Annotated in this window: 26 protein-coding genes; 15 read left to right on the forward strand and 11 right to left on the reverse strand. The window is 43.7% G+C overall.

All coding sequences use genetic code 11. The annotated features are described in order from the left end of the window. Window positions 1–17: 17 nt before the first annotated feature. Window positions 18–722, reverse strand: a complete 705-nt coding sequence (locus AACS90_RS22940; protein ID WP_099119870.1) for a YggS family pyridoxal phosphate-dependent enzyme — start codon at window positions 720–722, stop codon at window positions 18–20. Between the two features lie 22 nt (window positions 723–744). Here AACS90_RS22940 and AACS90_RS22945 point away from each other — a divergent pair, with 22 nt between their 5' ends. Further along, window positions 745–1,761 carry a type IV pilus twitching motility protein PilT gene (locus tag AACS90_RS22945; RefSeq protein ID WP_099119871.1) on the forward strand — a complete coding sequence of 339 codons (1,017 nt, stop codon included), beginning with the start codon at window positions 745–747 and terminating at the stop codon, window positions 1,759–1,761. A 94-nt stretch (window positions 1,762–1,855) separates the two neighbouring features. On the opposite strand, the gene ruvX is transcribed toward AACS90_RS22945, so the two are convergent. The 4 genes from ruvX to rsmE all read right to left on the reverse strand — a co-directional run bounded on the left by ruvX (window position 1,856) and on the right by rsmE (window position 4,647). Beyond that, window positions 1,856–2,275 carry a Holliday junction resolvase RuvX gene (gene ruvX, locus AACS90_RS22950; protein ID WP_099119872.1) on the reverse strand — a complete coding sequence of 140 codons (420 nt, stop codon included), beginning with the start codon at window positions 2,273–2,275 and terminating at the stop codon, window positions 1,856–1,858. Next, entirely contained in the window at window positions 2,275–2,838 is a 564-nt protein-coding gene (locus tag AACS90_RS22955) for a YqgE/AlgH family protein (protein ID WP_099119873.1), read from the reverse strand. The genes ruvX and AACS90_RS22955 overlap by 1 nt, the downstream gene beginning before the upstream one ends. Window positions 2,839–2,946: 108 nt before the next feature. Continuing rightward, on the reverse strand, window positions 2,947–3,906 hold the full coding sequence (gene gshB, locus AACS90_RS22960) for a glutathione synthase (RefSeq protein ID WP_099119874.1): 960 nt from the start codon (window positions 3,904–3,906) through the stop codon (window positions 2,947–2,949). 9 nt (window positions 3,907–3,915) lie between these two features. Next, window positions 3,916–4,647 carry a 16S rRNA (uracil(1498)-N(3))-methyltransferase gene (rsmE, locus tag AACS90_RS22965; protein ID WP_099119875.1) on the reverse strand — a complete coding sequence of 244 codons (732 nt, stop codon included), beginning with the start codon at window positions 4,645–4,647 and terminating at the stop codon, window positions 3,916–3,918. 248 nt (window positions 4,648–4,895) lie between these two features. On the opposite strand from rsmE, the gene AACS90_RS22970 reads away from it, so the two are divergent. Further along, the gene (locus AACS90_RS22970; RefSeq protein WP_241538151.1) at window positions 4,896–5,435 is read left to right on the forward strand and encodes a prepilin peptidase; all 540 of its coding nucleotides are present in this window, start codon (window positions 4,896–4,898) and stop codon (window positions 5,433–5,435) included. Window positions 5,436–5,499: 64 nt separating this feature from the next. After that, window positions 5,500–6,303, forward strand: a complete 804-nt coding sequence (locus AACS90_RS22975) for an MBL fold metallo-hydrolase (protein WP_099119876.1) — start codon at window positions 5,500–5,502, stop codon at window positions 6,301–6,303. Window positions 6,304–6,944: 641 nt separating this feature from the next. Here AACS90_RS22975 and AACS90_RS22980 read toward each other — a convergent pair. Then, window positions 6,945–7,844, reverse strand: a complete 900-nt coding sequence (locus AACS90_RS22980; RefSeq protein ID WP_099119877.1) for an MBL fold metallo-hydrolase — start codon at window positions 7,842–7,844, stop codon at window positions 6,945–6,947. A 133-nt stretch (window positions 7,845–7,977) separates the two neighbouring features. On the opposite strand from AACS90_RS22980, the gene AACS90_RS22985 reads away from it, so the two are divergent. Next, window positions 7,978–8,892, forward strand: coding sequence for a LysR family transcriptional regulator (locus tag AACS90_RS22985; protein WP_099119878.1), 915 nt, complete (start codon window positions 7,978–7,980; stop codon window positions 8,890–8,892). On the opposite strand, the gene AACS90_RS22990 is transcribed toward AACS90_RS22985, so the two are convergent. After that, a complete protein-coding gene (locus AACS90_RS22990; protein WP_099119879.1) occupies window positions 8,875–9,819 on the reverse strand; it encodes a LysR family transcriptional regulator in 945 nt (314 codons plus the stop codon). The genes AACS90_RS22985 and AACS90_RS22990 overlap by 18 nt on opposite strands. Window positions 9,820–10,030: 211 nt before the next feature. Between AACS90_RS22990 and lysA the strand changes: the two genes are divergently transcribed. After that, a complete protein-coding gene (gene lysA / locus AACS90_RS22995) occupies window positions 10,031–11,323 on the forward strand; it encodes a diaminopimelate decarboxylase (RefSeq protein WP_099119880.1) in 1,293 nt (430 codons plus the stop codon). A gap of 60 nt (window positions 11,324–11,383) precedes the next feature. On the opposite strand, the gene fadE is transcribed toward lysA, so the two are convergent. Further along, window positions 11,384–13,825, reverse strand: coding sequence for an acyl-CoA dehydrogenase FadE (fadE, locus tag AACS90_RS23000; protein WP_099119881.1), 2,442 nt, complete (start codon window positions 13,823–13,825; stop codon window positions 11,384–11,386). A gap of 258 nt (window positions 13,826–14,083) precedes the next feature. Between fadE and lpcA the strand changes: the two genes are divergently transcribed. Together lpcA and AACS90_RS23010 are read left to right on the forward strand one after the other, a co-directional pair. Then, window positions 14,084–14,665, forward strand: coding sequence for a D-sedoheptulose 7-phosphate isomerase (gene lpcA, locus AACS90_RS23005; protein ID WP_099119882.1), 582 nt, complete (start codon window positions 14,084–14,086; stop codon window positions 14,663–14,665). A gap of 76 nt (window positions 14,666–14,741) precedes the next feature. Continuing rightward, window positions 14,742–15,509: a class II glutamine amidotransferase gene (locus AACS90_RS23010; protein WP_099119883.1), complete on the forward strand. Its 768-nt coding sequence runs from the start codon at window positions 14,742–14,744 to the stop codon at window positions 15,507–15,509. Here the strand turns inward: AACS90_RS23010 and AACS90_RS23015 are convergent. Then, complete coding sequence (locus tag AACS90_RS23015; protein ID WP_099119884.1) at window positions 15,480–16,220, reverse strand: L,D-transpeptidase family protein; 741 nt, start codon at window positions 16,218–16,220, stop codon at window positions 15,480–15,482. The two genes, AACS90_RS23010 and AACS90_RS23015, sit on opposite strands and share 30 nt — an antisense overlap. A gap of 431 nt (window positions 16,221–16,651) precedes the next feature. On the opposite strand from AACS90_RS23015, the gene AACS90_RS23020 reads away from it, so the two are divergent. The 8 genes from AACS90_RS23020 to nqrM all read left to right on the forward strand — a co-directional run bounded on the left by AACS90_RS23020 (window position 16,652) and on the right by nqrM (window position 23,903). After that, window positions 16,652–17,995: a Na(+)-translocating NADH-quinone reductase subunit A gene (locus AACS90_RS23020; protein WP_099119885.1), complete on the forward strand. Its 1,344-nt coding sequence runs from the start codon at window positions 16,652–16,654 to the stop codon at window positions 17,993–17,995. Between the two features lie 3 nt (window positions 17,996–17,998). Further along, window positions 17,999–19,237, forward strand: coding sequence for an NADH:ubiquinone reductase (Na(+)-transporting) subunit B (locus tag AACS90_RS23025; protein WP_099119886.1), 1,239 nt, complete (start codon window positions 17,999–18,001; stop codon window positions 19,235–19,237). After that, complete coding sequence (locus tag AACS90_RS23030; protein WP_099119887.1) at window positions 19,230–20,024, forward strand: Na(+)-translocating NADH-quinone reductase subunit C; 795 nt, start codon at window positions 19,230–19,232, stop codon at window positions 20,022–20,024. The genes AACS90_RS23025 and AACS90_RS23030 overlap by 8 nt, the downstream gene beginning before the upstream one ends. Beyond that, window positions 20,017–20,646, forward strand: coding sequence for an NADH:ubiquinone reductase (Na(+)-transporting) subunit D (locus AACS90_RS23035; protein ID WP_099110775.1), 630 nt, complete (start codon window positions 20,017–20,019; stop codon window positions 20,644–20,646). The genes AACS90_RS23030 and AACS90_RS23035 overlap by 8 nt, the downstream gene beginning before the upstream one ends. 8 nt (window positions 20,647–20,654) lie before the next feature. Further along, entirely contained in the window at window positions 20,655–21,251 is a 597-nt protein-coding gene (nqrE, locus tag AACS90_RS23040; RefSeq protein ID WP_099110774.1) for an NADH:ubiquinone reductase (Na(+)-transporting) subunit E, read from the forward strand. Window positions 21,252–21,266: 15 nt separating this feature from the next. Further along, a complete protein-coding gene (gene nqrF, locus AACS90_RS23045; protein WP_099119888.1) occupies window positions 21,267–22,493 on the forward strand; it encodes an NADH:ubiquinone reductase (Na(+)-transporting) subunit F in 1,227 nt (408 codons plus the stop codon). A gap of 124 nt (window positions 22,494–22,617) precedes the next feature. Next, on the forward strand, window positions 22,618–23,667 hold the full coding sequence (locus AACS90_RS23050; RefSeq protein ID WP_099119889.1) for an FAD:protein FMN transferase: 1,050 nt from the start codon (window positions 22,618–22,620) through the stop codon (window positions 23,665–23,667). 11 nt (window positions 23,668–23,678) lie between these two features. Next, a complete protein-coding gene (nqrM, locus tag AACS90_RS23055; protein WP_092511537.1) occupies window positions 23,679–23,903 on the forward strand; it encodes a (Na+)-NQR maturation NqrM in 225 nt (74 codons plus the stop codon). A gap of 88 nt (window positions 23,904–23,991) precedes the next feature. On the opposite strand, the gene AACS90_RS23060 is transcribed toward nqrM, so the two are convergent. Continuing rightward, window positions 23,992–24,507 carry a sigma-70 family RNA polymerase sigma factor gene (locus AACS90_RS23060; protein ID WP_099119890.1) on the reverse strand — a complete coding sequence of 172 codons (516 nt, stop codon included), beginning with the start codon at window positions 24,505–24,507 and terminating at the stop codon, window positions 23,992–23,994. A gap of 130 nt (window positions 24,508–24,637) precedes the next feature. Next, complete coding sequence (locus AACS90_RS23065; protein WP_241538152.1) at window positions 24,638–26,959, reverse strand: TonB-dependent hemoglobin/transferrin/lactoferrin family receptor; 2,322 nt, start codon at window positions 26,957–26,959, stop codon at window positions 24,638–24,640. Window positions 26,960–26,980: the final 21 nt, after the last annotated feature.

Consider the following 26,980-nt stretch of genomic DNA (forward strand, 5'->3'; position numbering starts at 1 on the left):
TAATGTTGAGCTGTTAATTAACTTGCTGTAGACCCATATTCGCGGGCACCAAAAATGGCGGTTCCTATGCGAACTAAGGTTGAGCCACAGGCGATAGCGGCTTCCATATCATCAGTCATCCCCATAGAAAGTGTATCTATCCGTGGGTATTGTGCCTTTAATTTAATAAAAGCCTGTTCCATCCGACGAAAAATAGCGGTTTGCCGTTCATAATCTTCTTCTGGCGCAGGGATGGCCATCAGACCACGTAATACCAGATTAGGTAGTAAATCAACTGTTGCAGCCAGTTCCTCAAGTTCTTCCAGAAGAATACCTGACTTACTGTTTTCCCCACTGATATTAATCTGAATGAGGATATTGAGCGGAGCCATGCTTTCAGGGCGTTGCTCACTTAAACGCTGGGCGATTTTTAACCGGTCGATAGTATGGCACCAGTCGAAATGTTCAGCCACCAAACGACTTTTATTAGACTGTAAAGGGCCGATAAAGTGCCACACCAAATCGTTGTGGTTAGCGAACAGTTGAATTTTTTCAACCCCTTCCTGAACGTAATTCTCGCCAAATTCCCTCTGGCCTGTGGTTATCGCTTTTGCGATGGCTTCCGCAGGTTTGGTTTTACTGACTGCAAGTAACGTAATTTCTTCTGGAGAGCGCCCGCATTTCTGAGCTGCAAGGGCGATGTTGTTCCTGACATCGTGAAGATTTTGTTCGATATTGTGCATAAGAAACTCAGGAGATTAAAAAATGAATATGGAAAAGTTAGTGGCCCTTAGTGTAAAGCATAATGCCTCTGATCTGCATCTTTGTGTCGGGAAAGTACCAATTTTGCGCATCAACGATGTGTTATATCCTCAGACACATTTGGCAGAGATTGATAATGACTTCATTAATACATGGAGCAACGGAATATTATCTGAAGAACAACAGCGGCAATTGAGGAGCACAGGGCATGTTGATTTTGTCGTAGAAATGCCGAATAAAAGAAGACTCAGAGGGAATTTATTCTATCAGCAGGAGCACCTTTCATTGGTATTACGGTTAATTTCTGACAAGTGCCCGACTCTGGAACAGCTATATGCACCAGATATTATTCAGCGCCTTGTTTTACCGGAGGAAAAGGGACTGGCAGAAAATGGGTTGATATTAGTAACAGGTGCAACCGGAAGCGGTAAATCAACAACATTATCAGCGATGATTAACACTCTTAATAATCATGTCAGAAAACATATCATTACACTGGAAGACCCGATAGAGTTTGTTCACCTAAGCAGGAATTGTCTGATACAGCAAAGGCAAATCGGGGAAAATGTGCCGGATTATCAGACTGCGCTGAAAGGGGCACTAAGACAGGATCCTGATGTCATTCTGTTGGGTGAGTTGCGTGATAAAGAAACGATCCGGTTGGCGCTGACTGCCGCTGAAACGGGTCATTTGGTTTTATCAACACTACATACCCGTGGAGCAATTCAGGCCATAGATCGGCTGGTGGATGTATTTCCCGCAGATGAGAAAGGATGGATATGTGCTCAGCTGGCAGGCAGTTTAAAAGCAGTTATTGCCCAGCAACTGCTTCCTGCTAAGGATGGAGGGAGAGTGGCTATTTATGAAATTTTAGTCGTCAATCAGGCTGTCAGCCATTTGATCAGGGAAGGGAAAAACCATCAGATAGCAACGTTAATGCAAACCGGAGCCGCTTGCGGAATGCAAACCTACGAACAGAGCCGCCAACAACGCAGATTATCAGGATTGCTGGCGGAATAGCTGGCAAAATAGTGGAACAAATTCCTATGATTATAACTTCACTGTATTATTGGTTTACGATAATAATCTATTAATTATAAATAGCTTTTTATTATCAACAATGTTGCTCAAACCAGCTTTCCAAAATGACGACAGCAGAAGTGGAATCAACTTTGCCTTTATCAAGAGCACGATATCCGCCATAAGCAAATAGATGAGAGCGCGCTTCTACCGTTGTTAATCGTTCATCGTGCAGTTCAACCTGAACACCAAAGCGGCCATGGATACGATTAGCAAATTTTTTGGCCTGTGCAGTGACTGGCTGTTCGGTGCCATCCATATTGAGTGGCAGACCAACAATGACTAAATCTGGCTGCCATTCTTTGAGGAGCTTCTCAATCAGATCCCAATTAGGAGAACCCTCTTTGGCCTTGAAAGAATCTAGTGCTCTGGCTGTGCCGGTTATTTCTTGTCCTATAGCAGCACCAATACTGCGGGTACCGAAATCGAATGCGATCACTGTGCGGTTTTTCATCAGGCATGTCCTGCTTGTAATGCGAGATTGTGGATATTAATTCCCAATAAGGATGCAGCTTCACGCCAGCGATCAGCAACGGGGGTATTGAAAATAATTGAGGGATCAGCACTGACAGTCAGCCAGCTATTTTCCATAACTTCTTTTTCCAGCTGACCTTTTTCCCAGCCGGCATACCCCAGTGTCATTAAAATATTTTTCGGCTGACGTGGAGTGCCTAATGCTTCGAGCATATCTTTGGAGGTCGTTACCATCGTCTCATCAGAGATTCGTATACTGGAACTAAATCCGGACAGTGGCGTATGTAAAATAAAACCATGTTCTTCAGATAACGGTCCACCCGCCATAACCGGGCTGTTCAGATTGATGTTATCGTCTCTGTCTTCGGCAGAGATTTCTAATTTCTCAAGGATCCCCTGAATAGAAACCTGAGCTATTGGCTTATTGATAATTAACCCCATCGCACCGTTTTGATCATGTTCGCAGATATAAACTACGGAACGGTTGAAATAAGGATCAGTGAGCGAAGGCATAGCAATAAGGAAATGGTGCTGTAAGTTCATGTTTTTTGATGATGATTTTTACGATAAATGAATAAAGTGGCTCACACAGCATGTGAGCCTATATAATAAATGGCAAATGCTACCAGGAAATGGCGCCAGTTTAGCCTATTATACCGTTTGTTTACCCAATCGTTTTTCAATTGCATTCATCAGCATACCCGTAACAGAGACCTCAGGGAAAGCCGCTTCTATTTCACGTGCACACGTTGGGCTAGTAACGTTGATTTCTGTCAGACGATCTCCAATGATATCAAGCCCGACAAAAATTAATCCTTTTTCTTTCAGTACAGGTGCGACAGCGCGCGCTATTGCCCAGTCACTTTCTGACAGAGGTCGGGCTTCACCGCGTCCGCCTGCTGCGAGGTTTCCTCGTGTCTCACCTTGTGCCGGAATACGGGCGAGACAATAAGGGACAGGTTCACCATCCACAACAAGAACTCGCTTATCTCCATCCTTAATAGCGGGCAGGAAGTTTTGTGCCATACAGAAACGGCTGCCATGATTTGTCAGTGTTTCAATAATCACACCGACATTAGGGTCATCCTGTTTCAGACGGAAAATAGAAGCGCCACCCATGCCATCTAGTGGTTTAAAAATAACATCACCATGTTTTTGATGGAATTCACGCAGTGTACTGGCGTTGCGTGTTACCAGCGTATCCGGTGTCAGTTCAGGGAACCATGCAGTAAACAGTTTTTCATTACAGTCACGCAGGCTCTGTGGCTTGTTGACGATCAGGCTTCCTTTAACCTCAGCCCGTTCCAGAATATAAGTGGCGTAGATGAACTCAGTATCAAAAGGTGGGTCTTTGCGCATCAGGATAACATTCAGTGTATCAAGGGCAATATCCTGTTCATGACCAAACTGATACCACTGCTGAGGGTTTTCTTCCACAGTCAGCAAACGGGTGCGCGCACGGCCTTCCCCCTGATGCAGATAGAGATCATTCATCTCCATGTAATGGACTTCCCATCCACGTTTCTGTGCTTCCAGCAGCATGGCAAAACTAGTGTCTTTCTTAATATTGATGGATGAAATTGGATCCATCACTATACCGAGCTTGATCATTCTTTCTCCTTAACCCAGATCACCAAAACGAACTTGTAGTGCTGTAATTGCAGTGAGTGCCGTAGTTTCTGTCCGCAGGACACGAGGACCTAACAGGATATCAGTAAACTGGTGATTTGCCGTCATTTCTATTTCTTCGGCGGATAATCCCCCTTCCGGGCCAATCAGCAGGCGTACCTTTTCCACTGGCAACGGTAGAGTATTGATACTTTGGCTGGCACGAGGGTGCAGATTTAATTTTAGGCTGTTATCGGTTTCTGCACACCACGCTTCGAGTGACATAACCGGTCGGATCTCAGGGATCTGATTACGTCCGCATTGTTCACAGGCAGAAATTGCTATTTTTTTCCACTGTTGCAGTTTTTTTTCCAGCCTTTCCGCATCCAGTTTTACACCACAGCGTTCAGAAAGTAGTGGCGTGATAGTGTTAACACCCAGCTCCACCGATTTTTGGATGGTGAATTCCATTTTTTCACCGCGGGACATAACTTGCCCCAGATGCAGATCTAATGGTGATTCGTGATCAGCCAACTCCCCTGTATGGATATATACTTTGACCGTCTTTTTACTGGCTTCTGTAATTTCTGCATTAAAAACCTGATTGCTTCCATCAAAGAGCTGCAACCGTTGACCGTTACTCATTCTAAGTACACGGCCAACATGGTTGGCGGCATCATCACTAAGGCTAATTTCAGTTCCTACAGTGAGAGGGGCAGGGTGATAGATGCGGGGAATTCGCATATTTTTCTTTCCTTTTTTCTCCGGATAACCCCGGTATGGCATATGCTGCCATGATAAAGGAGCGCTGGTAGCCTAATCAAGTTGTCTATCAGACAAAAAGACCTTGCGAGCTGGCTCGCATATTTATTTCATAATGGCAGTTTTAATAGATTTTTCATTGCTAATGACCTGTGGGAAAATTTAATATTCACCGTGTTCTGATTAACGTCAGGAAATAAATAAGGGATATCATTACAGGGATGTTATTTATGGAAGCTGTATTGAGTATTTTCATGGATGGAAAAAATCAGTGGTTCAATAATCCAGTTAATCTGAATGATATAATAATTTCGTTTTTTTGCATTACTTTAGTTTTCTTAGCCATTATTGATATAAAGACTTATCAGTTACCAGATGTTTTCACTCAGCCTTTATTATGGTTCGGATTGGTGTTTAATAGCGGTGATAATTTAATTCCGATTAAGAGTGCGATATATGGCGCCATATCAGGGTATTTATTTTTGTGGATATTATATTGGTTATGTCGGTGTATTTTTAAGAAAGAGGGGGTTGGCTATGGTGATTTAAAGCTGGCTGCTGCAATAGGAGCATGGATTGGTATAGAGATGATCCCTGTGTTGATGCTTCTGTCTTCAATCTCCGGACTGTTAGGGTTTGCGATTATCTGGCTGAAAAGGAAAAGTTATCCAGGGTTTATTGCTTTTGGGCCTTATCTTTGTTTTTCTGCCATACTTTTGATGTTTTTTTATCTATCTGGGATTAATATTATCGAGCTTGCTCAAGTTTAGATAACTCAGCATATTGGATATAGTCAGAAAACTATAGAAATATCAAAGCTTAAAAGAGTGTACTATGACACTAAAAATAACAGCATTATTAGAAAATCAGGTTTTTGCACCCTACAAAGGAAGCTTAATCAATAAGCAGGGGTTAAGCTTATTAATTCAGAATCAGGAAAATACAATTCTTTTTGATACTGGTCCAGATGGCAGTTTTATCGATAACGCAAAGAAATTAAATATAGATTTATCGAAGGTTTCTACAGTTATTGTTTCTCATGGTCATTTTGACCACTGTGGAGGTCTACCTTTTTTTTCTACGAACGCTAAAGTTATTTGTCATCCGGAGGTGAAAAATGAAAGATATTATGGTTGGTTAATAACGAAAAATAATGCTATGAAATTTAAAAAATTATCCAGACAGGTTAATTATTCCAATTTCGACACTTTTTTTTCAAAAGATGAAACTCACATTAATGATAGCTTTATTTATTCAGGTGAGATTAAAAAAGAAGAAAGTAAAAGTTATGGTGTGATTGCAGGTGAGAATTATTCTCCTGATTTTGTCAAAGATGAAGGTGCTTTAATTTATAAATCCCAACACGGATTAATTATTTTTATTGGCTGTGGGCATCGTGGTGTTATCGATATGGTTGAATTTTGTAAATCTATAACGGGTATCGATAAAGTCTATGCCATTATTGGCGGTTTACATTTACGTTATGCTTCTCCCTTGAAGCTATTGCGTATCAGACGATATATTAAAAAAGAAAATATACAGCATATTTATGCTTGTCACTGTAGTGGTAGATGGGGAAGATTATGGTTATCAAATGCGAAGAATCTTTCTACTGGGCAATCTATTGAACTTGGTTAGTATTAATTGGGAAATGAATGTGAGAATTGAAAATATGGGAGAGAGCAGGATTAGAGCCTATAGTACACATTAATTACATGGTAGATGTTAAAAGCATCTAATGTATTGGGCTACTTTCTGCATACAATAGATGTTAAAAGCATCTAGTAGGCTGGGTAGCTCCTGTATACGCTAGACGTTGGAAGCATCTAGCTGGTTTAGGCTGTTCATCCTGCTTGCGCTAGACGTTGGAAGCATCTAGTTGGCCTTAAGCTGCCTACCTTACATAACCTAGACGTTAGAAGCATCTAATTATCTTAGGTTGGCTTGCTTATCTCTCCGTTGAAACCAAATCTAAATAAAATGGGTTTTTTATTCAAGTTGATTTATTGCAGTATGGCTCATTGGTCACAACTTCAGTTTATTATGAGTTATAAAAATAAAATAATGACAAATGTCACTTAATTTAGGAATTGTTTGTGTTTAATTGGTGGGTTTGTTTTTTATATTTTTATTATAAGTTTTGTTTGTGTTTAAATATAAAGTATTAACGGGATTTTGGAAATGATAATTTTATTTTTTGTTATGGTGTTTTTTTGGGGGAATAACTATTTGAATAAAATACGGGTGCTACTATTCGTAACACCCATGATAATTTTAATTTATTGAGGCCACGTCATTTCGCCTTTCAGAACTTTTGCACTTAATTCAAGGCTGGATTCTTCCGCAAGGTTTGGATAATGTTTTTTCATAACTGAGATTAATGCTGTGGAATCTTTTGCTTTTGGTAATTCTTTCTCCAGTGTAGCCAGGTAATTTTGAGTAAAATTCACTGACTCGAGTGTCATGGCTGTATGACCGATATAATGACCTGGCACCACAGTTTCAGGTTGCAGGTTTTTAATTTGGTCTAATGTTTGCATCCAGTTCTGACGAGATGATTTAGTCTGAGTGTCCGCAATCCATACATGAATATTTTCAGATACAGTAACACCACCAACAACAGCTTTTAATTTAGGAACCCATACGAAAGTACGATCTGCTGCCGGGCCATTCAAACCTTCAACAATCAATTTTTCACCGTCTACAGTGAAAGTATTTCCTTTCAATGGCTCAGGGACAATAATTTTTTTCGGAGCCTGATCTTGCAGAACGCCACCCCAGTATGCCAGCTTGCCATCTTTGGTTTCATTGATAGCTTTAATCGTTTCTGGTGAAGCGATCACTTTGGCTTCAGGGAAGGCTTCAGTGATCACATCAAGGCCAAAGTAATAATCTGGATCAGATTGGCTGATGTAGATCGTCGTCAGTTTTTTCCCCGTCTTCTGGATCATTTTGACCAATTCCTGAGCATCGCTTTTTCTGAACTGTGCATCAATCAGTACAACTTCATGTTCACCACTGATAACTTCAGAAGAGACAGGAAAAATGCTTTCTTCACCCGGATTGTAAATATCCATTTTAAGTTCAGCGGCCTGAGCGAATGCCCCCATTCCTAATGAGAGTGCTGTGACCAGAGCTGTATTTAATATTGTTTTATGTACTGTAGTCTTGTTAGCCATCATCGAATTCCTAAATGCTTATCTGCTTGAATGGCGCCTATAATAGATTGCATACTCCGATTGAAAAATCCCATAATTGGCAACTGTTTGTTGCATAAATCAATCGAATCAGCGTGGGGATACAGAAAAATAGATGGACAGGATCACAGCAGCACAGGTTTTTGTCACAATTGTTGAACAGGGTAGTTTGAGTGCGGCAGCAGAACGGCTTGATATGTCACGGGCAATGGTGTCACGTTATTTGTCTGAAATGGAACGATGGTCAGAAATTCGTCTTTTACATCGTACAACTCGCCAAATCAGCCTGACATCAGCGGGAGAACAGGCTTATCAGCGAAGCCTCAAGCTGATAGAACTGGCGGAAGCAATGCCGGTTCAACAATCGACAGAAGCTAAAACTCTGAAAGGGCAGTTGAGAGTAAGCTGTTGTCAGGCACTGGGAATGAGTGCACTGTCTGTGGCTATCCCCGAATTTATGCGCAAGTATCCGCAAATTGGGGTTAGTCTGGAAATCAGTAATAAAGCGACTAAGTTGGTTGAAGAGCGTATTGATTTGGCCATTCGTATTACTAATAATCTGGGACTGAATTTAATCGCCCGTCCGCTATCGACTTGCCGTTCTGTTATTTGTGCCGCTCCTTCTTATTTAGCCGGAAAAAGGCTTCCCCAGAAACCCGATGATTTGGCGATATATAATTGCCTGACTTATAACCTTTTTGACAAAAATTTATGGTTATTTGAACAACAGGATGAACAGTATTCGGTTCCTGTCAGCGGTACGTTAAGTGCTAATGAATCAACGGTTCTGATGGAAGCGGCTTTACAAGGAGCAGGTATTTCTATGCAGCCTTATTATTCCGTCTCACCCTATTTAAAATCAGGGCAATTAATTGAGTTATTACCTGATTATCAGCCTCAGACGATGGGGATCTACGGTATTTATGTCAGCCGTCAAAATATGCCCGCTACCTTACGGGCCTTATTGGATTTTCTGGTGGAGTGGTTTGATTCATCCTCTCACTGGCAGCAATTAACGTTGAAAAGCTGATGCTAATTTTTGAGGAAATAGCTTAGCCTGTTGTTTTAAATGGCTAATAAATATTTCAACCGGCTCGGAAGATGGGCGATGGAGCGGCTTAATTAAGCTAACGATAAAAGGAATTTCTATACTGAACGGCCGTATACAGAACCCCGTGTTTTTATGCTGTGCTTTTTTATTCAGATAATCGAGAGCGGTCAGAGGATTGACAATCGATACTCCGATACCTTCACTAACCATAGCACATACTGATGATGCACTGTGGGTCTCCATAATCATCCTGCGTGAAACCTGATGTTCGTTAAATATCGCATCGATAAGCTTTCTGTAGCTGTCAGTAATAGAAAGACTGATAAAGGGCTGATCATGAAAATCTTCTGGTGTCAGTTGTGGTTTTTGTGCAAGTGGATGGCTCTCCGGCAGAACGCAGACTTCATTCAATGTCAGTAAAGTTTCACGTTCAGTTCCGGCAGGTGTCTGCATATGTTCGGTTAAACCGATATCGTGGCGTTGTGCCGAAAGCCACTCTTCCAGTAGTGGAGACTCCTGTGGAATGATGGTCAGTTGTGCATCAGGATAGGATTGAATGAATCTGCGGCAGACTGAGGGTAATAAAGATTGTGAGAATACCGGTAAACAGGCGATAGATAGTTGCGCATACTCAAATTGGCGAATACTGTCCGCTGCATTGAGAATCCTTTCCAGCCCATAATAGGATCGCTGGACTTCTTCAAATAACCTCAGCCCTTGCGCGGTCGGGAATAAACGCCCTTTTATCCGATCAAACAATTTAAATTTCAACAACTGTTCTAGACGCGCCAGTTCACGGCTTACTGTTGGTTGTGAAGTTTTCAGCAAAACCGCAGCATCAGTCAGGTTCCTTGTGGTCATTACGGCATGAAAAATCTCTATATGTCGCCATGAGCAGGTGTGCATAGTGCTCTCCTTTAGACTTCACTTCGAGACTGTTTCACAAAGAAAATAGTCTGTTAGTGTGTACCATACAACGACGTGTTTAAAAATAAAGCAAAACAATATCAGAAATGAATAGCCTTTAGCAAAATAGATATTTTTCTTCCCGCCTTTTTGCTGGCAATAATGAAGTATCTGCTGATTTTGTGAGAACGCTCCAATGACAATACCCACTATGACTGTTAATTCAGGTACTGATAATTCAGGCAATAATTTTACGCCAGAAAACCTTCTTGCTTTGCCCGAGGTTTACGGAACGCCATTATGGGTTTATGACAGCGATATTATTAGCAGACAAATTGGGAAGCTAAAGCAGTTTGATGTTATCCGTTTTGCACAGAAAGCCTGTTCTAATACCCATATCCTACGCTTGATGAGAGAACAGGGTATTAAAGTGGATTCGGTATCACTGGGCGAAATTGAACGTGCTCTTCATGCCGGGTTTCAGCCCGGACGTGATAAATCTGAGATTGTATTCACCGCCGATCTTATTGATGAAGAGACACTGGATCGTGTCATTGAGCTAGATATTCCTGTCAATGCTGGTTCCATTGATATGCTGGAACAGATTGGTCAGCGTCAGCCAGCACATCCGGTTTGGCTGAGAATTAACCCCGGATTCGGGCATGGTCATAGCCAGAAGACCAATACGGGTGGTGAAAATAGCAAACATGGGATCTGGTTTCAGGATTTGCCTTTAGCTCTTGAGAAAATTCATCAATACAACCTGCATCTGGTTGGTTTGCATATGCATATTGGTTCCGGTGTTGACTACCAGCATCTGGCTAATGTTTGTAATGCGATGGTGGAACAGGTTGTATCGTGTGGAGTAGATATTCAGGCAATTTCAGCAGGCGGAGGGTTATCCATTCCCTATAAAAACGGCGAGGAAGCCGTGGATACTTGCCATTATTACAATTTATGGCATGAAGCCCGCCAGCGTATAGAGCAGCACTTGGGACATCATATTAAGCTGGAGATTGAGCCCGGTCGTTTTCTGGTTGCTGAAGCCGGGGTTTTGATGGCAGAAGTGAGAGCGGTAAAGTCAATGGGAAACCGTCATTATGTGCTGGCGGATGCCGGTTTTAATGATTTGATGCGCCCAGCGATGTATGGCAGCTATCACCATATTTCTGTTTTGCCTGATAATCGTGACGGAAAGCATAGTGATATTGGGAAATACAGCAGTGGTTCTGACTTGAGAGAAACCTTAGTGGCAGGGCCATTATGTGAATCGGGCGATGTTTTTACCCAGCTGGAAGGAGGGGAGGTCATCCCGCGTATGCTGCCTGATATTTCTGTTGGTGATTATCTGATTTTTCATGATACCGGTGCTTATGGTGCATCGATGTCTTCAAACTATAATAGCCGCCCTTTGATTCCGGAAATATTGCTTGTTGAGGGACAGCCTCGTTTAATTCGTCGTCGACAGACAATACAGGAATTGTTATCACTGGAAGAAGTGTAAAAAAACGGGGCTGTGATGTGCCCCGCTTTGTTTACTATTTACTTATCACTTGTATCAGCATTAAGCCGCTTTGATTTGCTTATTCGCTTTTTTTGTTGCATTAGGTACAGAGAGTGCGTCTGTTTCAAATTCATCAACATTGATTGAACGCAGTCTGCTGGCTTCCGCTCGTTTCAGAATATCCGCTTCTTCTTTGGTGATCTTATTATCAGATAATGCTTTTTCAGCTAACTGATCCAGACGTGTAAAGCCCAGATTTTTGCCTGCTTCACGGCTCAGGCGGGCATGAATAGGCTCTGCGGCAATAACGTCATGCAGGGCTTCTTCCAGTAATCCATGAGGATTATGCTCGCTTGGTGTCAGATACTGACCACGACCAATCCGATCACGGGTTGCAGAAGGAGTCTGTAATATCTGAGCCAGTTTGTGATCCAGTTTATCCGCTGGAGCGGTGCGTGAACGACCCAGAGGGAAGACAATTCCTCGCATTAAACCAGCCACCAGACGGTTAGGGAAGTTACGCAGTAAATCATGCAGAGCCAGTTCCGCCTGATACAGAGCATCTTCTACCGCCCATTGTACCAATGGTAAGTCTTCTTTCTGGCGTCCTTCATCTTCATAGCGTTTTAAAGTGGCACTTGCCAGGAAGATTTGGCTCAGAATATCACCCAGACGGGCTGAGATACGTTCACGACGTTTCAGGCTGCCACCCAATACGCCCATGGAAACATCAGACATCAGGGCAAGGTTGGCACTCAGGCGATTGATGAGCTGATAGTAACGGCGGGTCCCATCATTAACAGGTGTGCTACTCGTTCTGCCATTAGTAATACCTAACCAGAGGCTACGCAGGGTATTGCTGGCAACATGCCCGAGGTGACCAAACAGCGCTTTATCAAATGCTTTGACATCATTTTTCTCAGCCGCAGCTATTTCAGCCAGTACATAAGGATGGCAGCGAATGGCGCCCTGACCAAAGATAATCATGCTACGGGTCAGGATATTCGCACCTTCTACAGTGATGGCGATAGGTGCGCCCTGATAAGAACGGGCCAAAAAGTTAGATGGGCCAAGGCAGATACCTTTACCACCAGCGATATCCATTGCATCAATGACTGCACGCTGGCCTCTGTGGGTACAATGATATTTCACGATAGCCGACAGAACGGCAGGTTTTTCACCCATCATAATGCCGCTTGTGATCATCGTTGCTGCTGCATCCATCAGATAAGAGTTACCGGCAATTCGGGCCAGTGGTTCTTCAATACCTTCCATTTTACCGATAGGCAATTTGAACTGACGGCGAATGTAGGAGTAAGCACCGATAGCCATAGCGATACTTTTCAGTCCGCCAGTTGCGTTGGACGGCAGAGTGATACCACGGCCAACTGACAGACATTCAACCAGCATACGCCAGCCTTGCCCAGCCATTTTCGGCCCACCAATAATGTAATCGATAGGAACGAAAATATCCTGACCACGGGTTGGCCCGTTCTGGAATGGAATATTCAGTGGGAAGTGGCGATGACCGATTTCAACACCCGGGGTATTGGTTGGGATAAGAGCACAGGTAATGCCCAGAGATTCAGTCTCACCCAGTAAATGGTCCGGATCATACAATTTGAATGCCAGCCCCAGTACAGTCGCGATAGGTGCAAGAGTGATGTAGCGTTTATTCCAGTTCAGGCGCATACCAAGAACTTGTTCTCCCTGCCATTCGCCCATACAGACGACACCAGTATCCGGAATTGCACCTGCATCAGAACCGGCTTCCGGGCTGGTCAGAGCAAAACAGGGAATTTCTTCACCACGGGCAAGACCGGGCAGGTAATGTTTTTTCTGCTCATCGGTACCATAGTGCTGCAATAATTCACCCGGGCCTAACGAGTTAGGTACGCCGACAGTGATCGCCAGAATACCGGAGACACCAGACAGTTTTTGCAGCACTTGTGATTGGGCGTAAGCTGAGAATTCCAGACCGCCATATTCTTTCTTGATGATCATCGCAAAGAAGCGATGCTCTTTCAGGTAAGCCCACAGCTCCGGAGGCAAGTCAGCTAATTCATGGCTGATTTGGAAATCATTTGCCATACGGCAGGCTTCTTCCACAGGGCCATCAATGAATGCCTGTTCTTCAGCAGTGAGTTGTGGTTTAGGGTAATTGTGCAATTTTTTCCAGTCAGGATTGCCACGGAACAAATCACCTTCCCACCATGTTGTACCTGCATCAATAGCTTCTTTCTCTGTTCTGGACATGCTTGGCATAACTTTACGGAATGCTTTCAGGCCGGGAGCGGAGAATAAAGAGATTCGGGTCGGGGTGAAAACAAGAGGGAACAGGATAATAGCGAGTGGTAGTAGTAGCCAGTAGCTCCATAAGCCGGTAACACCCATAATGAATGTATAGGCAATAAGCAGCAGGCTGCTAACAGTCAGGCTGACTTTGCGGTAACAAAGCCCGCCAATTAAGGCTAAAAATAAGATGATACTGAGGACGGTCATAGTAAAACTCCTGTAAATCTCAGGTTGAGTTGTCAGAGGTCTGACCTGTTGTGATGTTCTTCTTTTTTAGATGAGGAAAAGGCTTTTATCAATATATTTACATCTTAATTACAATCTAGCTCACAAAGTGATTGCTGTTTTTGCTGTGATAGTTTCGTCAGGGTGTAATGAAATCTTCTTTCAGGAGGGGGAATCCGTTACACTGAATAGCTGTTGTTATTAATCCCGAAGACCTTTCCTTTCAGGAGTATGAGCCCCATGTATCAAGATCTGATCCGCAGTGAATTATCTGAAGCCGTAGAGACACTGACCAACTTTCTCAACGATAATGCCAATATTGATGCTATTCAAAAAGCGGCGGTTTTGTTGGCAGATTCATTCAAGGCGGGAGGAAAAGTACTTTCTTGCGGCAATGGTGGTTCACATTGTGATGCCATGCATTTTGCGGAAGAGTTGACAGGCCGTTATCGTGAAAACCGTCCGGGATACCCTGGTATCGCTATTTCTGATCCCAGCCACCTGTCCTGCGTGAGTAATGATTTTGGCTATGATTATGTGTTTTCCCGCTATATCGAAGCTGTTGGCCAACAAGGTGATGTTCTGCTCGGAATCTCAACCTCAGGTAATTCCGGTAATATTATTAAGGCAATTGAAGCTGCCCGTGCGAAAGGGATGAAGGTGATCACCCTGACCGGTAAAGATGGCGGCAAAATGGCCGGAACAGCGGATGTTGAAATTCGTGTGCCTCATTTCGGTTACGCGGATCGTATTCAGGAAATTCATATCAAAGTAATCCATATTTTGATTCAGTTAATTGAAAAAGAGATGGTAAAAGCCTGATTGCAGCGTATTAATAGAAACCAGTGTTAACAGAAATCAGCGTTAACAGGTATCAGGTTCAGGTTAGAGGTAGGCAATGTGTGAATTACTTGGCATGAGTGCCAATGTGCCAACGGATATCATTTTCAGTTTGAGTGGTCTTATCCAGCGAGGCGGGAATACAGGCCCTCACAGGGACGGCTGGGGAATTACTTTCTATGAAGGTCTTGGGTATCGAACCTTCAAAGATCACCAGCCCTGTTATCATTCTCCTGTTGCCCGTTTTATTCAGGGCTATCCGATTAAATCAGAGGCTATTATTGCCCATATTCGTCAGGCTAACCGTGGCAATGTATCCCTTGTGAATACTCATCCGTTTACCCGTGAATTATGGGGAAGGTACTGGACTTATGCCCATAATGGTCAATTGAAAGGGCATCGTAACCTGAAAACGGGAAATTATCGTCCGGTTGGTGAAACTGACAGTGAATGGGCATTTTGCTGGATACTGCATCAGTTATCGGTGAAATATCCTAAACGGCCTTCCAACTGGCCAGCGGTATTCCGTTTCATCGCATCACTGGCAGATGAACTTCGGGAAAAAGGTGTGTTCAATATGCTGCTATCTGACGGGCGATTTATGCTGGCTTATTGCTCGACACAATTGCACTGGATTACCCGCCGTTCTCCTTTCGGTAAAGCAAAATTGCTTGATCAGGATATTGAAATTGATTTTCAGGAACATACGCAGCCTGATGATGTGGTATCCGTGATTGCAACTTTACCTTTAACGCATAACGAAGAGTGGCATAAAATTGAACCGGGAAGTTATGCATTATTTCACCTTGGTGAACGCATAGTCTGACGGAGTTTGGCTATCTGGTTGAGCTACCTGATTTAAAACATATTGTCCTCTGATGACTTTAACAGTTGCAGGTGTGCTATGTTGAACGAAATATTCATAAGCAGGCTGCAACTGTTTCCAAAATGGGTAATTGACGTTATTGTGATGGCGTTTCATATTTGATGACGTCATCCTGAAGGGGTAAATGTCAATTTTAATTTCTCGTTGCCCACGATGAAGCGCACTTTCTGCATATCGGTATATTTCATCCATATAAAGATTGGTCATGGCATAGCAGCCAATAGATTTACATGCACCATGAATCATTAAATTCTTGCCGGAATACCCCCGGTATTTATCGAATTGATTGGGAAAGCCTATATTAATGGCTCGGTAGTAGCTGCTGTTGGGTTTTAACTGTTTAAGGCTGACGTGGTAAAAACCTTCCGGGCTTTTTAAGTCCCCTTTCAGGGTCTTAGGGCCAAGCCCTCCGGAGTAATTACAGATAGGATATTGCCGGATTAATTGATAATGGCCTGTGCTGTTTTTGGTGTAGAGTTCAAGTATTTTTTCTTCTTTGAATATTTGAATGAAGACATCAGAGCCGAGCTGTTTTAATGGTGATTTTTCACTTAATTGTTTACTGCCTGATAATAAGCCCTGAGCCTGAGTAAATGCTGGTACACTAACGAGAAACCAGCTCAGCGAAAAATAAAGAATACTTTTTTTCATAATATAACCACCTAAGAAGGTAATAACTTAATGACATCCTGCGATTGAGGTTATCATGTCGTGGCAATATGCTGAGTAAATATAACAACGATATTTTGTACCCATAAAAAGACAGTCTGGTTAAAAAGCCCTCCGTAGTAGGGAAAAGTGATGATTGTGCTCGGCTTTATCGAGTAGTTAACGGTTCAGCAGAGAAATTATTCTTATTTGCTTGAGCTAAATCACTCGATTAGTCAGACAGCGTTTGGGGGAAATGTTAGAATCGTTGCCGGCGAAACTTAAGAGAATATTGTAACGATTATCGGCATGAATAACTTGAGATATATGCCGCTCAAGCTGTTTTTTATTACTGAAGTCGCTGCCTCACCCCGCGGAAATACCACTGGGTGAGCTGTAGCATATGATTTAACTGATAAACTTGTGCAAATCTTATGATTAAAATTAAAAAAGGACTCGACCTCCCGATAGCAGGAGCGCCTGCCCAAGTTATAGAAGATGGTCCGACAATTCGCCATGTCGCCTTATTAGGCGAAGAATATGTTGGAATGCGTCCTTCTATGCTGGTTAAGGAAGGTGAGCATGTTAAAAAAGGGCAAATTCTTTTTGAAGATAAAAAGAATCCAGGGGTAGTATTTACCAGTCCCGCAAGTGGGAAAGTTGTAACCATTGGACGTGGAGAGCGCCGTGTACTGCAATCTGTTGTGATTGAGGTTAATGGTGACGAACAAATAACGTTTGATCGTTATGAGCGTACAGAACTTGCAGGGCTGACCCGTGAACAGGTAGAAAAAAACCTGCTTTCATCAGGAATGTGGACGGCATTACGTACACGTCCTTTCAGTCGTTCTCCTGCTCCAGGCTCCACACCAAAGGCAATCTTTGTTACGGCAATTGATACTCAGCCACTGGCGGCTGATCCGTCCGTTGTTATTGCAACACAAGAAGAGGCTTTTGTTGATGGTCTGAATGTTCTGTCAAAACTGACAGAAGGAAAAATCCACGTTTGCCACGGCGCGGGGAAAATTCCGGCATCGGGGAACAATCCTCAAATTACTTACAGCCAGTTTGCCGGGCCGCATCCCGCTGGATTGGTTGGAACACATATTCATTTCATTGAACCGGTCAGTGCTCAGAAAGCAGTATGGCATCTTGGATATCAGGATGTTATTGCTATCGGTAAGCTATTCACAACCGGTGAATTGTATACTGATCGCGTCATTTCTCTGGCGGGGCCGCAGGTTAAAACACCGCGTCTGGTTCGTTCCCGTCTGGGTGCTGACTTGCTGGAAGTGACTCACGGGCAGCTGAAAGAGGGTGAAAACCGTATTATTTCCGGTTCAGTACTGTGTGGCGCTAAATCAGATGAAGCTCATCATTATCTGGGCCGTTTCCATACTCTGGTATCTGTTCTGTCTGAAGGCCGTGAGAAAGAATTATTTGGCTGGATAGCCCCCGGTACGAATAAATTCTCCATTACCCGCACCACCATCGGTCATTTCCTGAAAAAGAAGCGGTTTGCTTTCTCAACTTCCACAAATGGCGGAGATCGCTCCATGGTGCCAATCGGCAACTACGAGCGAGTAATGCCACTGGATATCATGGCTACTCACTTGCTTCGTGATCTGCTGGCTGGGGACACTGATGGTTCTCAGGCTCTGGGTTGTCTGGAGTTAGATGAAGAAGATTTGGCACTGTGTACTTATGTTTGCCCGGGTAAATATGAGTATGGTCCGGTACTGCGTGAAGTGCTGACTAAGATTGAGCAGGAAGGGTAATTCATGGGCCTGAAAAATTATTTTGAAAAAGTAGAACATCACTTTGAGGCCGGTGGCAAGCTGGAAAAATATTATCCTCTCTATGAGGCAGTGAGCACCGTCTTTTACACGCCGGGCACGGTGACAAAAGGGAAAACTCACGTCCGTGATGCCATCGATCTCAAGCGTATGATGATTCTGGTATGGATGTCTGTTTTTCCGGCGATGTTCTGGGGAATGTATAACGTCGGGAATCAGGCGATACCAGCCCTGACCCATCTATACAGCGGAGAGGCATTACAGCAGGTTCTGTCTTCAGACTGGCATTATATGCTGGCTCAGTATCTTGGTGCATCACTGACACCGGATGCAGGGTGGGGCAGCAAAATGCTGTTGGGCGCAACCTATTTCCTGCCAATTTATGCGGTTGTTTTTGTTGTTGGGGGTTTTTGGGAAGTTTTATTTTCCATTATCCGTAAACATGAAATCAACGAAGGCTTTTTTGTCAGCTCGATTCTGTTCGCACTGATTGTTCCGCCAACGCTGCCATTATGGCAGGCGGCACTGGGTATTACGTTTGGTATTGTTGTCGCAAAAGAAATCTTTGGTGGAACCGGGCGTAACTTCCTTAACCCAGCGCTGGCAGGCCGTGCTTTCCTGTTCTTTGCTTATCCTGCGCAAATCTCAGGTGATCTGGTCTGGACTGCGGCTGACGGCTTTTCTGGTGCGACTCCGCTGTCTCAGTGGGCGAATGCAGGCCAGCACGCTCTGATGAACACCATTTCAGGACAGCCTGTAACATGGATGGATGCTTTCCTTGGTAACATCCCGGGTTCAGTGGGTGAAGTTTCCACTCTGATGATTTTCATCGGTGGTGCCATTATTCTGTTTTCCCGTATCGCTTCATGGCGCATCGTTGCTGGTGTCATGGCCGGTATGATTGCCATGTCCTATCTGTTCAATGCAATTGGTTCAGATACTAACCCGATGTTTGCTATGCCTTGGTACTGGCACATGGTTCTGGGCGGTTTCGCATTTGGCATGATCTTTATGGCTACAGACCCGGTATCTGCTGCATTTACGGATAAAGGTAAGTGGGCATACGGTATTCTGATCGGGGTCATGTGTATTCTGATCCGGGTTGTGAACCCAGCTTACCCAGAAGGGATGATGTTGGCGATTCTGTTCGCTAACCTGTTCGCGCCACTGTTCGATTATCTGGTCGTGCAGGCCAATATTAAGCGGAGAAAAGCCCGTGGCTAATGATAAACCAAAAAATAATGACAGCATCGGCAGAACGTTTCTCGTTGTTTTTGTGCTGTGCCTTGTATGTTCGATTGTCGTTGCTGGTTCAGCCGTAGGTTTGAAAGCGCAGCAGCAGGAACAGAAACTGCTGGATAAGCAGCGCAATATTCTGGATGTTGCCGGTTTGCTCAAGCCAGACATGACAACAGCAGAAATTAAAGAAGTGTATGACAGTCGTATTCAACCTGAATTGCTTAATTTGAAAACGGCAGCACTTGAAAAAAGTGATGGTAAGTTTGACCTGAATAATGCTCTGCGCAGTGATGAAACCAGTATCGCTTTATCATCGAAACAGGATTTGGCAAAAATCCGTCGTCGCGCTGATATGGCAGAAATCTATCTGGTAAAAGATGATCACGGAAAAACAACTGAGCTGGTATTGCCAATCTACGGTTCAGGTTTGTGGTCAATGATGTATGCGTTTATTTCTATTGATGTGGATGGCGTAACATCTCGCGGCATTACTTACTATTCTCACGGCGAAACGCCGGGTCTGGGTGGTGAAGTTGATAACCCACAATGGCGTAAGCAATGGGTTGGTAAAAAACTGTATAACCCGGAAGGTGCTCCGGCGATTAAGATCGTTCGTGGTGGAGCCGGTGATAATCCTTACGGTGTTGATGGTTTATCCGGAGCGACTCTGACTTCCAACGGTGTTCAGCATATGTTTGATTTCTGGTTGGGTGATAACGGTTTTGGTCCGTTCCTGAAAAAAGTACGCGAGGGAGCCCTGAAAGATGGCTGATAGCAAAGAGATAAAACGCGTCCTGCTTGGGCCGTTGTTTGATAATAACCCGATAGCATTGCAGGTTCTGGGGGTATGTTCAGCATTGGCTGTAACAACCAAACTGGAAACTGCTCTGGTAATGACGATTGCTGTAACACTGGTCACAGCATTCTCTAACTTCTTTATTTCATTGATTCGTAACTACATTCCTGGCAGCGTGCGAATAATCGTACAGATGGCGATTATCGCATCGCTGGTTATTGTGGTAGACCAGATTTTACAGGCGTATGCCTATGAAATCTCAAAACAGTTATCCGTGTTTGTTGGCCTTATCATCACTAACTGTATCGTAATGGGCCGCGCAGAAGCCTATGCTATGAAAGCACCACCGGTGGAAAGCTTTATGGATGGTATCGGTAACGGCTTGGGCTACGGTGTTATTCTGTTGCTGGTGGGTTTTTTGCGCGAGCTGTTTGGCTCAGGAAAACTGTTGGGCATTACAGTGATGGAATCCATCAAGAATGGCGGTTGGTATCAGCCTAATGGCTTGTTCCTGCTGGCACCAAGTGCATTCTTCATCATTGGTATGCTGATTTGGGGTCTGCGGACTCTGAAGCCTGAGCAGGTTGATAAGGAGTAACAGGCAACATGGAACATTATATTAGTTTGTTTGTCCGTGCCGTCTTTATCGAGAATATGGCGTTATCCTTCTTTCTCGGTATGTGTACTTTTCTGGCGGTATCCAAAAACGTAAAAACCGCTTTTGGTTTGGGCGTTGCCGTAACGGTTGTTCTGGGAATTTCGGTTCCTGCCAACAACCTTGTTTACAATCTGGTACTCCGTGATGGTGCCCTGATTGATGGCGTTGATCTGAGCTTCCTGAACTTCATTACCTTTATCGGTGTGATTGCCGCACTGGTACAGATACTGGAAATGATCCTTGACCGCTACGTTCCCGCCCTGTACAACGCATTGGGGATTTTCCTGCCGTTGATTACGGTAAACTGTGCGATTTTTGGTGGTGTTTCTTTCATGGCCCAGCGCGACTATAACTTCAGCGAATCCATCGTATATGGTTTCGGTTCAGGTATGGGCTGGATGCTGGCAATTGTTCTGATGGCCGCAATCCGTGAAAAAATGAAATATGCGGATGTTCCGGCAGGTTTGAAAGGACTGGGGATCACCTTTATTACCACCGGGCTGATGGCATTGGGCTTTATGTCCTTCTCCGGCGTGCAGCTCTAAAGGCGGGAAGAATTCATGGATATAATCATTCTAGGCGTAGTAATGTTTACCCTGATTGTGTTGGCACTGACAGCAATGATTTTGTTCGCAAAATCGAAGCTGGTGAACACCGGGGATATTAAAGTTGAAGTCAACGGCGATGAGGATAAAAGTTTTACTGCTCCTGCCGGTGACAAGTTATTGGGTATGCTGGCTAATCAGGGGATTTTTGTTTCCTCTGCTTGTGGTGGCGGCGGTTCTTGTGGTCAGTGCCGTGTAAAAATCAAGGACGGTGGCGGTGACATCCTGCCTACCGAACTGTCTCACATTAACAAGCGCGAAGCGAAAGAAGGCTGCCGTCTGGCATGTCAGGTTAATGTTAAGCAGGACCTGAAAATTGAATTGCCGGAAGAAATATTCGGCGTTAAAAAGTGGGAATGTGAAGTTATCTCTAACGATAATAAAGCAACTTTCATTAAGGAATTAAAACTGAAAATTCCTGATGGGGAAGTTGTACCATTCCGCGCGGGTGGTTACATTCAGATTGAATGTCCGCCACATGTTGCCCGTTATTCTGATTTTGATGTACCGGATGAATACCGTGAGGACTGGGATAAATTTAACCTGTTCCGCTATGTTTCTGAAGTGACTGAACCAACTGTTCGTGCCTATTCTATGGCGAACTATCCGGAAGAACACGGCGTAATTATGCTGAACGTGCGTATTGCAACACCGCCGCCAAGAAATCCTGACGTGACACCGGGTATCATGTCTTCCTATATCTGGTCACTGAAAGCGGGTGATAAAGTTACTATTTCCGGCCCATTCGGTGAATTCTTTGCGAAAGATACTGATGCAGAGATGGTCTTTATCGGTGGTGGTGCAGGTATGGCACCAATGCGTTCGCATATCTTTGATCAGCTGAGAAGACTGAGCTCCAAGCGTAAGATTACTTTCTGGTACGGTGCTCGTTCTAAGCGCGAAATGTTCTATACCGAAGATTTTGATCAGCTGGCGGCAGAGAATGAAAACTTCACATGGCATGTGGCATTGTCTGATGCGCTGCCGGAAGATAACTGGGATGGTTACACAGGCTTTATTCACAATGTCCTGTATGAAAACTATCTGAAAGACCATCCGGCACCGGAAGATTGTGAGTTCTATATGTGTGGGCCTCCGGTGATGAACGCAGCAGTCATTAAGATGCTGAAAGATCTTGGTGTAGAAGATGAAAACATCCTGTTGGATGATTTCGGTGGCTGATGATTTGAATCAGGCCATGATATATATCCCCACAACGGTAGTAAATTGTGCGGGTATATAACACTTTGATTTAACGATAAGCGCCCACATTTTGTGGGCGCTGACGATTCAGAAAGAGTAAGTTATGTTGAATAAAAAAATTATCAACTGGGGTGTAATGCTACTGGCGGCTATGCTGTTGTCAGCATGTGGTGGCCCTGAACAGCAGAATCTGAGTGGGCAAACGATGGGGACTTATTACTCCGTCAAATATGTTGCTGATTCATCAGTTCCCACTCCGGAAAATATGCAAAAAGAGATTGATCGTTTACTGGAGGAAGTAAACGACCAGATGTCCACTTACCGACCAAATTCTGAATTGAGTCGTTTTAATCAAAGCCGTGAAGTGAATACGCCTTTTCCGGTATCCGCAGCTACTGCTAAGGTTGTTAAAGAAGCCATCCGTATTAATAAGCTGACGGATGGTGCGCTGGATGTCACTGTCGGGCCATTAGTGAATTTGTGGGGTTTCGGGCCGGAAGGGCGCGTAACGAAGACACCAACAGAGGACGAGCTGGCAACACGCCGCGCATGGATTGGCATCGATAATCTATCTGTTGAAGGTAATAGCCTGATTAAATCCATTCCTGAGTTGTATGTTGATCTTTCTTCCATTGCCAAAGGCTATGGCGTTGATGTCGTCGCAGAATATCTGGCTTCTCAGAATATCGGTAATTACATGGTTGATATTGGTGGTGAAGTCCGCACTGCAGGCAATAATGGAAAAGGGACACCTTGGCGAATTGCGATTGAAAAACCCTCCGATAGCGGAATGACGCAAAGTGCTCAGGAAATTATTGCGCCGGGTAATATGGCTGTAGCAACATCGGGTGATTATCGTAACTACTTTGAACAGAATGGTGTGCGTTATTCTCACACGATTAACCCTAAAACAGGCCGACCCATCGCACACAATCTGGTTTCAATCACGGTTATTGCTCCGAGCTGTATGAGTGCCGATGGTTTTTCTACCGGGATAGATGTTCTGGGGCCGGAAAAGGGTATGGAAATGGCTGAGAAGCTGAACATTCCGGTCTTTATGATTGTCAAAACTAAAGATGGTTTTGAAGAACGTTATAGCCCGGCCTTTAAGCACTATTTACAACAGAAAGACGATTTACAACAGAAGAAATAAGAGGGAAGGTTATGGAAGTCTTTATCGCAGCCTTTATCTTTTTCCTGCTGGCCTTTGCGGGAATGGCGTTAGGTTATATTGTTAAACGCAAAAGCATTCAGGGAAGTTGCGGCGGTTTGGGAAGCATTGGTGTTGAGAAAGTTTGTGATTGCCCTGAACCCTGTGATGCCCGTAAAAAGCGCGAAGCAAGAGAAGCTGCTCGCCTTGCTCAGTTAGAGAAAAACCGCATTCTTTGATGTATTTTCGTTTTTCAAATCAATTGAGAAATGGGATCTGAAGTCGTTAAAAATAGCCCGCTGCCAGAAAAAGCAGCGGGCTTTATATTTATGGTGTATTAAGAGAGTGACACCTTTTATGCGCCTGTTGTAAGTAACTTTTTACCGAACTCATGGAGATCCCAAGATCTTCTGCTACTTCTTTATAGCGCATCCCTTGCAGCTGAGTCAGCAGAAATGCCTGCCTGACTTTTATCGGTAGCTTATCAAGAGTGCTATCTATCTTTTCTAACTGCTCCAGCAGCACAAGCTGATGTTCTGTTGGATAGGACGTGTTTTTCGGCACTGTACTGATATAGTCCAAATAATTCTCTTCGAGCTTTTTCCGGCGGTAATAATTAGCGATGGTTCTGCGAGCGATGATAATTAAAAAAGCTTTGGGATAACGGATCTCAGCGATATCCGGATATTGCATCAATTTGATAAAAACATCATGGGTGAGATCTTCCGCATGGTTGAGACTGGCACAGTTCTGTTTGATCCAGCTCAGCAGCCATTCGTGATATTCGTTATAAAGCTGATGGGCTATTTCATTGTGTCCGAATGTGCTTTTTTGCACAGCCATGTGATATTGCCTGAATGAATAAATTTGATAATGATTATTATTTTTATTTATTAATAGAAGTCAATAGCAGATTGTATTAATAACCCTCTTAAAAATTAAGAGGGTATATTGCATGAGGGTTTAATACTAGTTAGAACTGCTGTGAAATGCTGAGTTTATAGTTGCGGCCAATACCTGCCCCCGCTTCCCCTAAGTACGAGCGGTAATCACGATTGAACAGGTTATCGACAGTAATGCGAGCTTCAAAACCTTGTATGAAATGTGGCTGCCAGCTGGCAAATAAGCCGTGTAGGGCATAACCTGCGGTTTTTTCCAGTGACCACTCTTTCGCTTTTGGATCGCCATCTGCAGGTGAACGGTCTTGTTTGCGGATGAAGTCGCCTTTCCAGCCCATCTTCATTTGTAAGAGTGGTATTTTAAACCCGAGCGTAGAGCGTAATGAAGTTGGAGGTATTTGATCCCACCAGGTTTTATGTCCTATCCATGGGTCGCGGGGTGAAGTATCGCGCTGTCCACGCATAGTGGAGTAAGATAGTTTACCAAACAGGAATTTGCTGTTGTAGAACGTTTCTATTTCCAATCCTTCAATGGTATAACCGGGTAGATTGCGATGATTAGCTAATGGCTTTCCACATGTATCACGTAAACCATTTTTGCCGTGTTCTTCACAATAAATTCCACGTCTTTTGAAAATTTCATCTTTTCCCCGATTACGGAATAGCGTAGTACGGATTTGTAAGCTGTCATTCTCAAACATCAGATTATCGTAATCAAATATGGCCCCAAGTCTTATTCCGGTCATTTTTTCAGTATCTAGGTTGCGGCTGGAGCCAGGGACGCTGGAATCATTTGATTGAACTTCATATTGTTCATCTACCAGTGGCGCTCTCCATGTGTGGCTGATATCTGCAAACAGTGAGAGATTCTGACTGGTTTTCCACATTAAGCCCAGATGAGGTGTCCAGCCAGTATAAGTGACACTGCTGTAGTCATGGTTGGCTTCGGGAGATTTATTATTAAAACGGGGAGCCTTATTTTCTTCTCCGGTATTTTTCACATGGTCATAACGCACTCCTGGTGTAACTGTAACACTACCCAGTTTCAGAGAGTCCTGCATATACAGGCTGTAGGTATGCTGAGTACCTGCTGGCATATAGTACGGCTGATAATAGCCGTAATTATATTCAGCATTTTCTTGTATATTTTTACTTTTGCTTTTATTGAACATTAGCACGTTGCGTTGATTTTTATGCCATTTGGCTCCAATCATGAGTTCATGTTCAATATTTCCGGTTGAGAATATGCTTTTATTGTTGATATCAGAGAGAATATCTGTGTAATCAACCCAGCTTTTCTGTCCCATAGAAGAGGCATAATTACCGGAGACATCTGCCGGACGGCGATCATTTTGTTTAGTCTTCGAATAGGTGTTAGTTAGCGTCAGATTCAGCCAAAGGTTTTCTTCCGGTGCAATATTCCATTTGACGCTATAATTTTGATCTGTCTGATCACGAAAGACCAGTTTTCTTTGCCATGCACCATCCCAGCCATATTTTTCTACTTCCCATTCTGACGGAACATTCATTTTATCCCGCTTCGCAGCCCACGGTTTCCAGCCATCCGACTCAGTGCGCATAGCTGATAAACTAATAGTATTTGAATCATTAGGGTAGAAATTGGTTTTCAATAAATAGGAAGTTTGATTGTTTTGAGAAAACTCAAAACGTGTCCCATCGGGGCGTTTAATATTATGACCATCACGTTTGCTGAAATACAGCAAGCCATCTGCGTAGCCATTGGGATCTCTGCCATATAAAGCAGCACTATTGATCCATTGTCTGTCATTGGTATGGAAGCTTTGCTTAATAAAACCACCCCAATCTTCATCAGGGCGCAATAAGTCATTGGCATCTTTAGTCACAACTTTAATTGAGCCACCAAATCCACCATTGCCGTTCAATATATTGTGCGGCCCTTTATCAACATCAATGCGTTTGATTAATTCCGGCTCAATGAAGATAGATCCCTGACGATATTTCTCAAACCCTTTTGGGGCATCATCCAGTGTCACTTTGACATCTTCTTGCTCCCCCATTCCCCAAATATTTAATGTTTGTCCTCCGGGGCGTACTGAACCGGACATCGAAACGCCGGGCAGCTGTCCGAGCAGCTCAGCAATATTATCCGCCTGAGTACGGTCAATATCTTCCTTTTTGAGTGCTGAGCTACCCGCACTGGTACTGTTGCGGGTACTTCCCACAACAGAAAGCGTGGATAGCTGCATCACCTCATTTTTCTTTTCTGGCTTTTGGTCAGAAGGATTTTCAGCAGCTGAAACTGAGCTGGAAAATGCTGTTCCCAGCACCAGAGTGCCAGAAAATGTTCCGTTTAAAATTTTTCGGATAAAAGTTGCGATTGGGCGTTTTCCTAAATTTTGACTATTATTTGCCATAAATTTCCCGAAATATGTCTG

It is taken from the genome of Xenorhabdus sp. KK7.4 (genome assembly GCF_963876465.1).
Taxonomy (GTDB): Bacteria; Pseudomonadota; Gammaproteobacteria; order Enterobacterales; family Enterobacteriaceae; genus Xenorhabdus; species Xenorhabdus stockiae.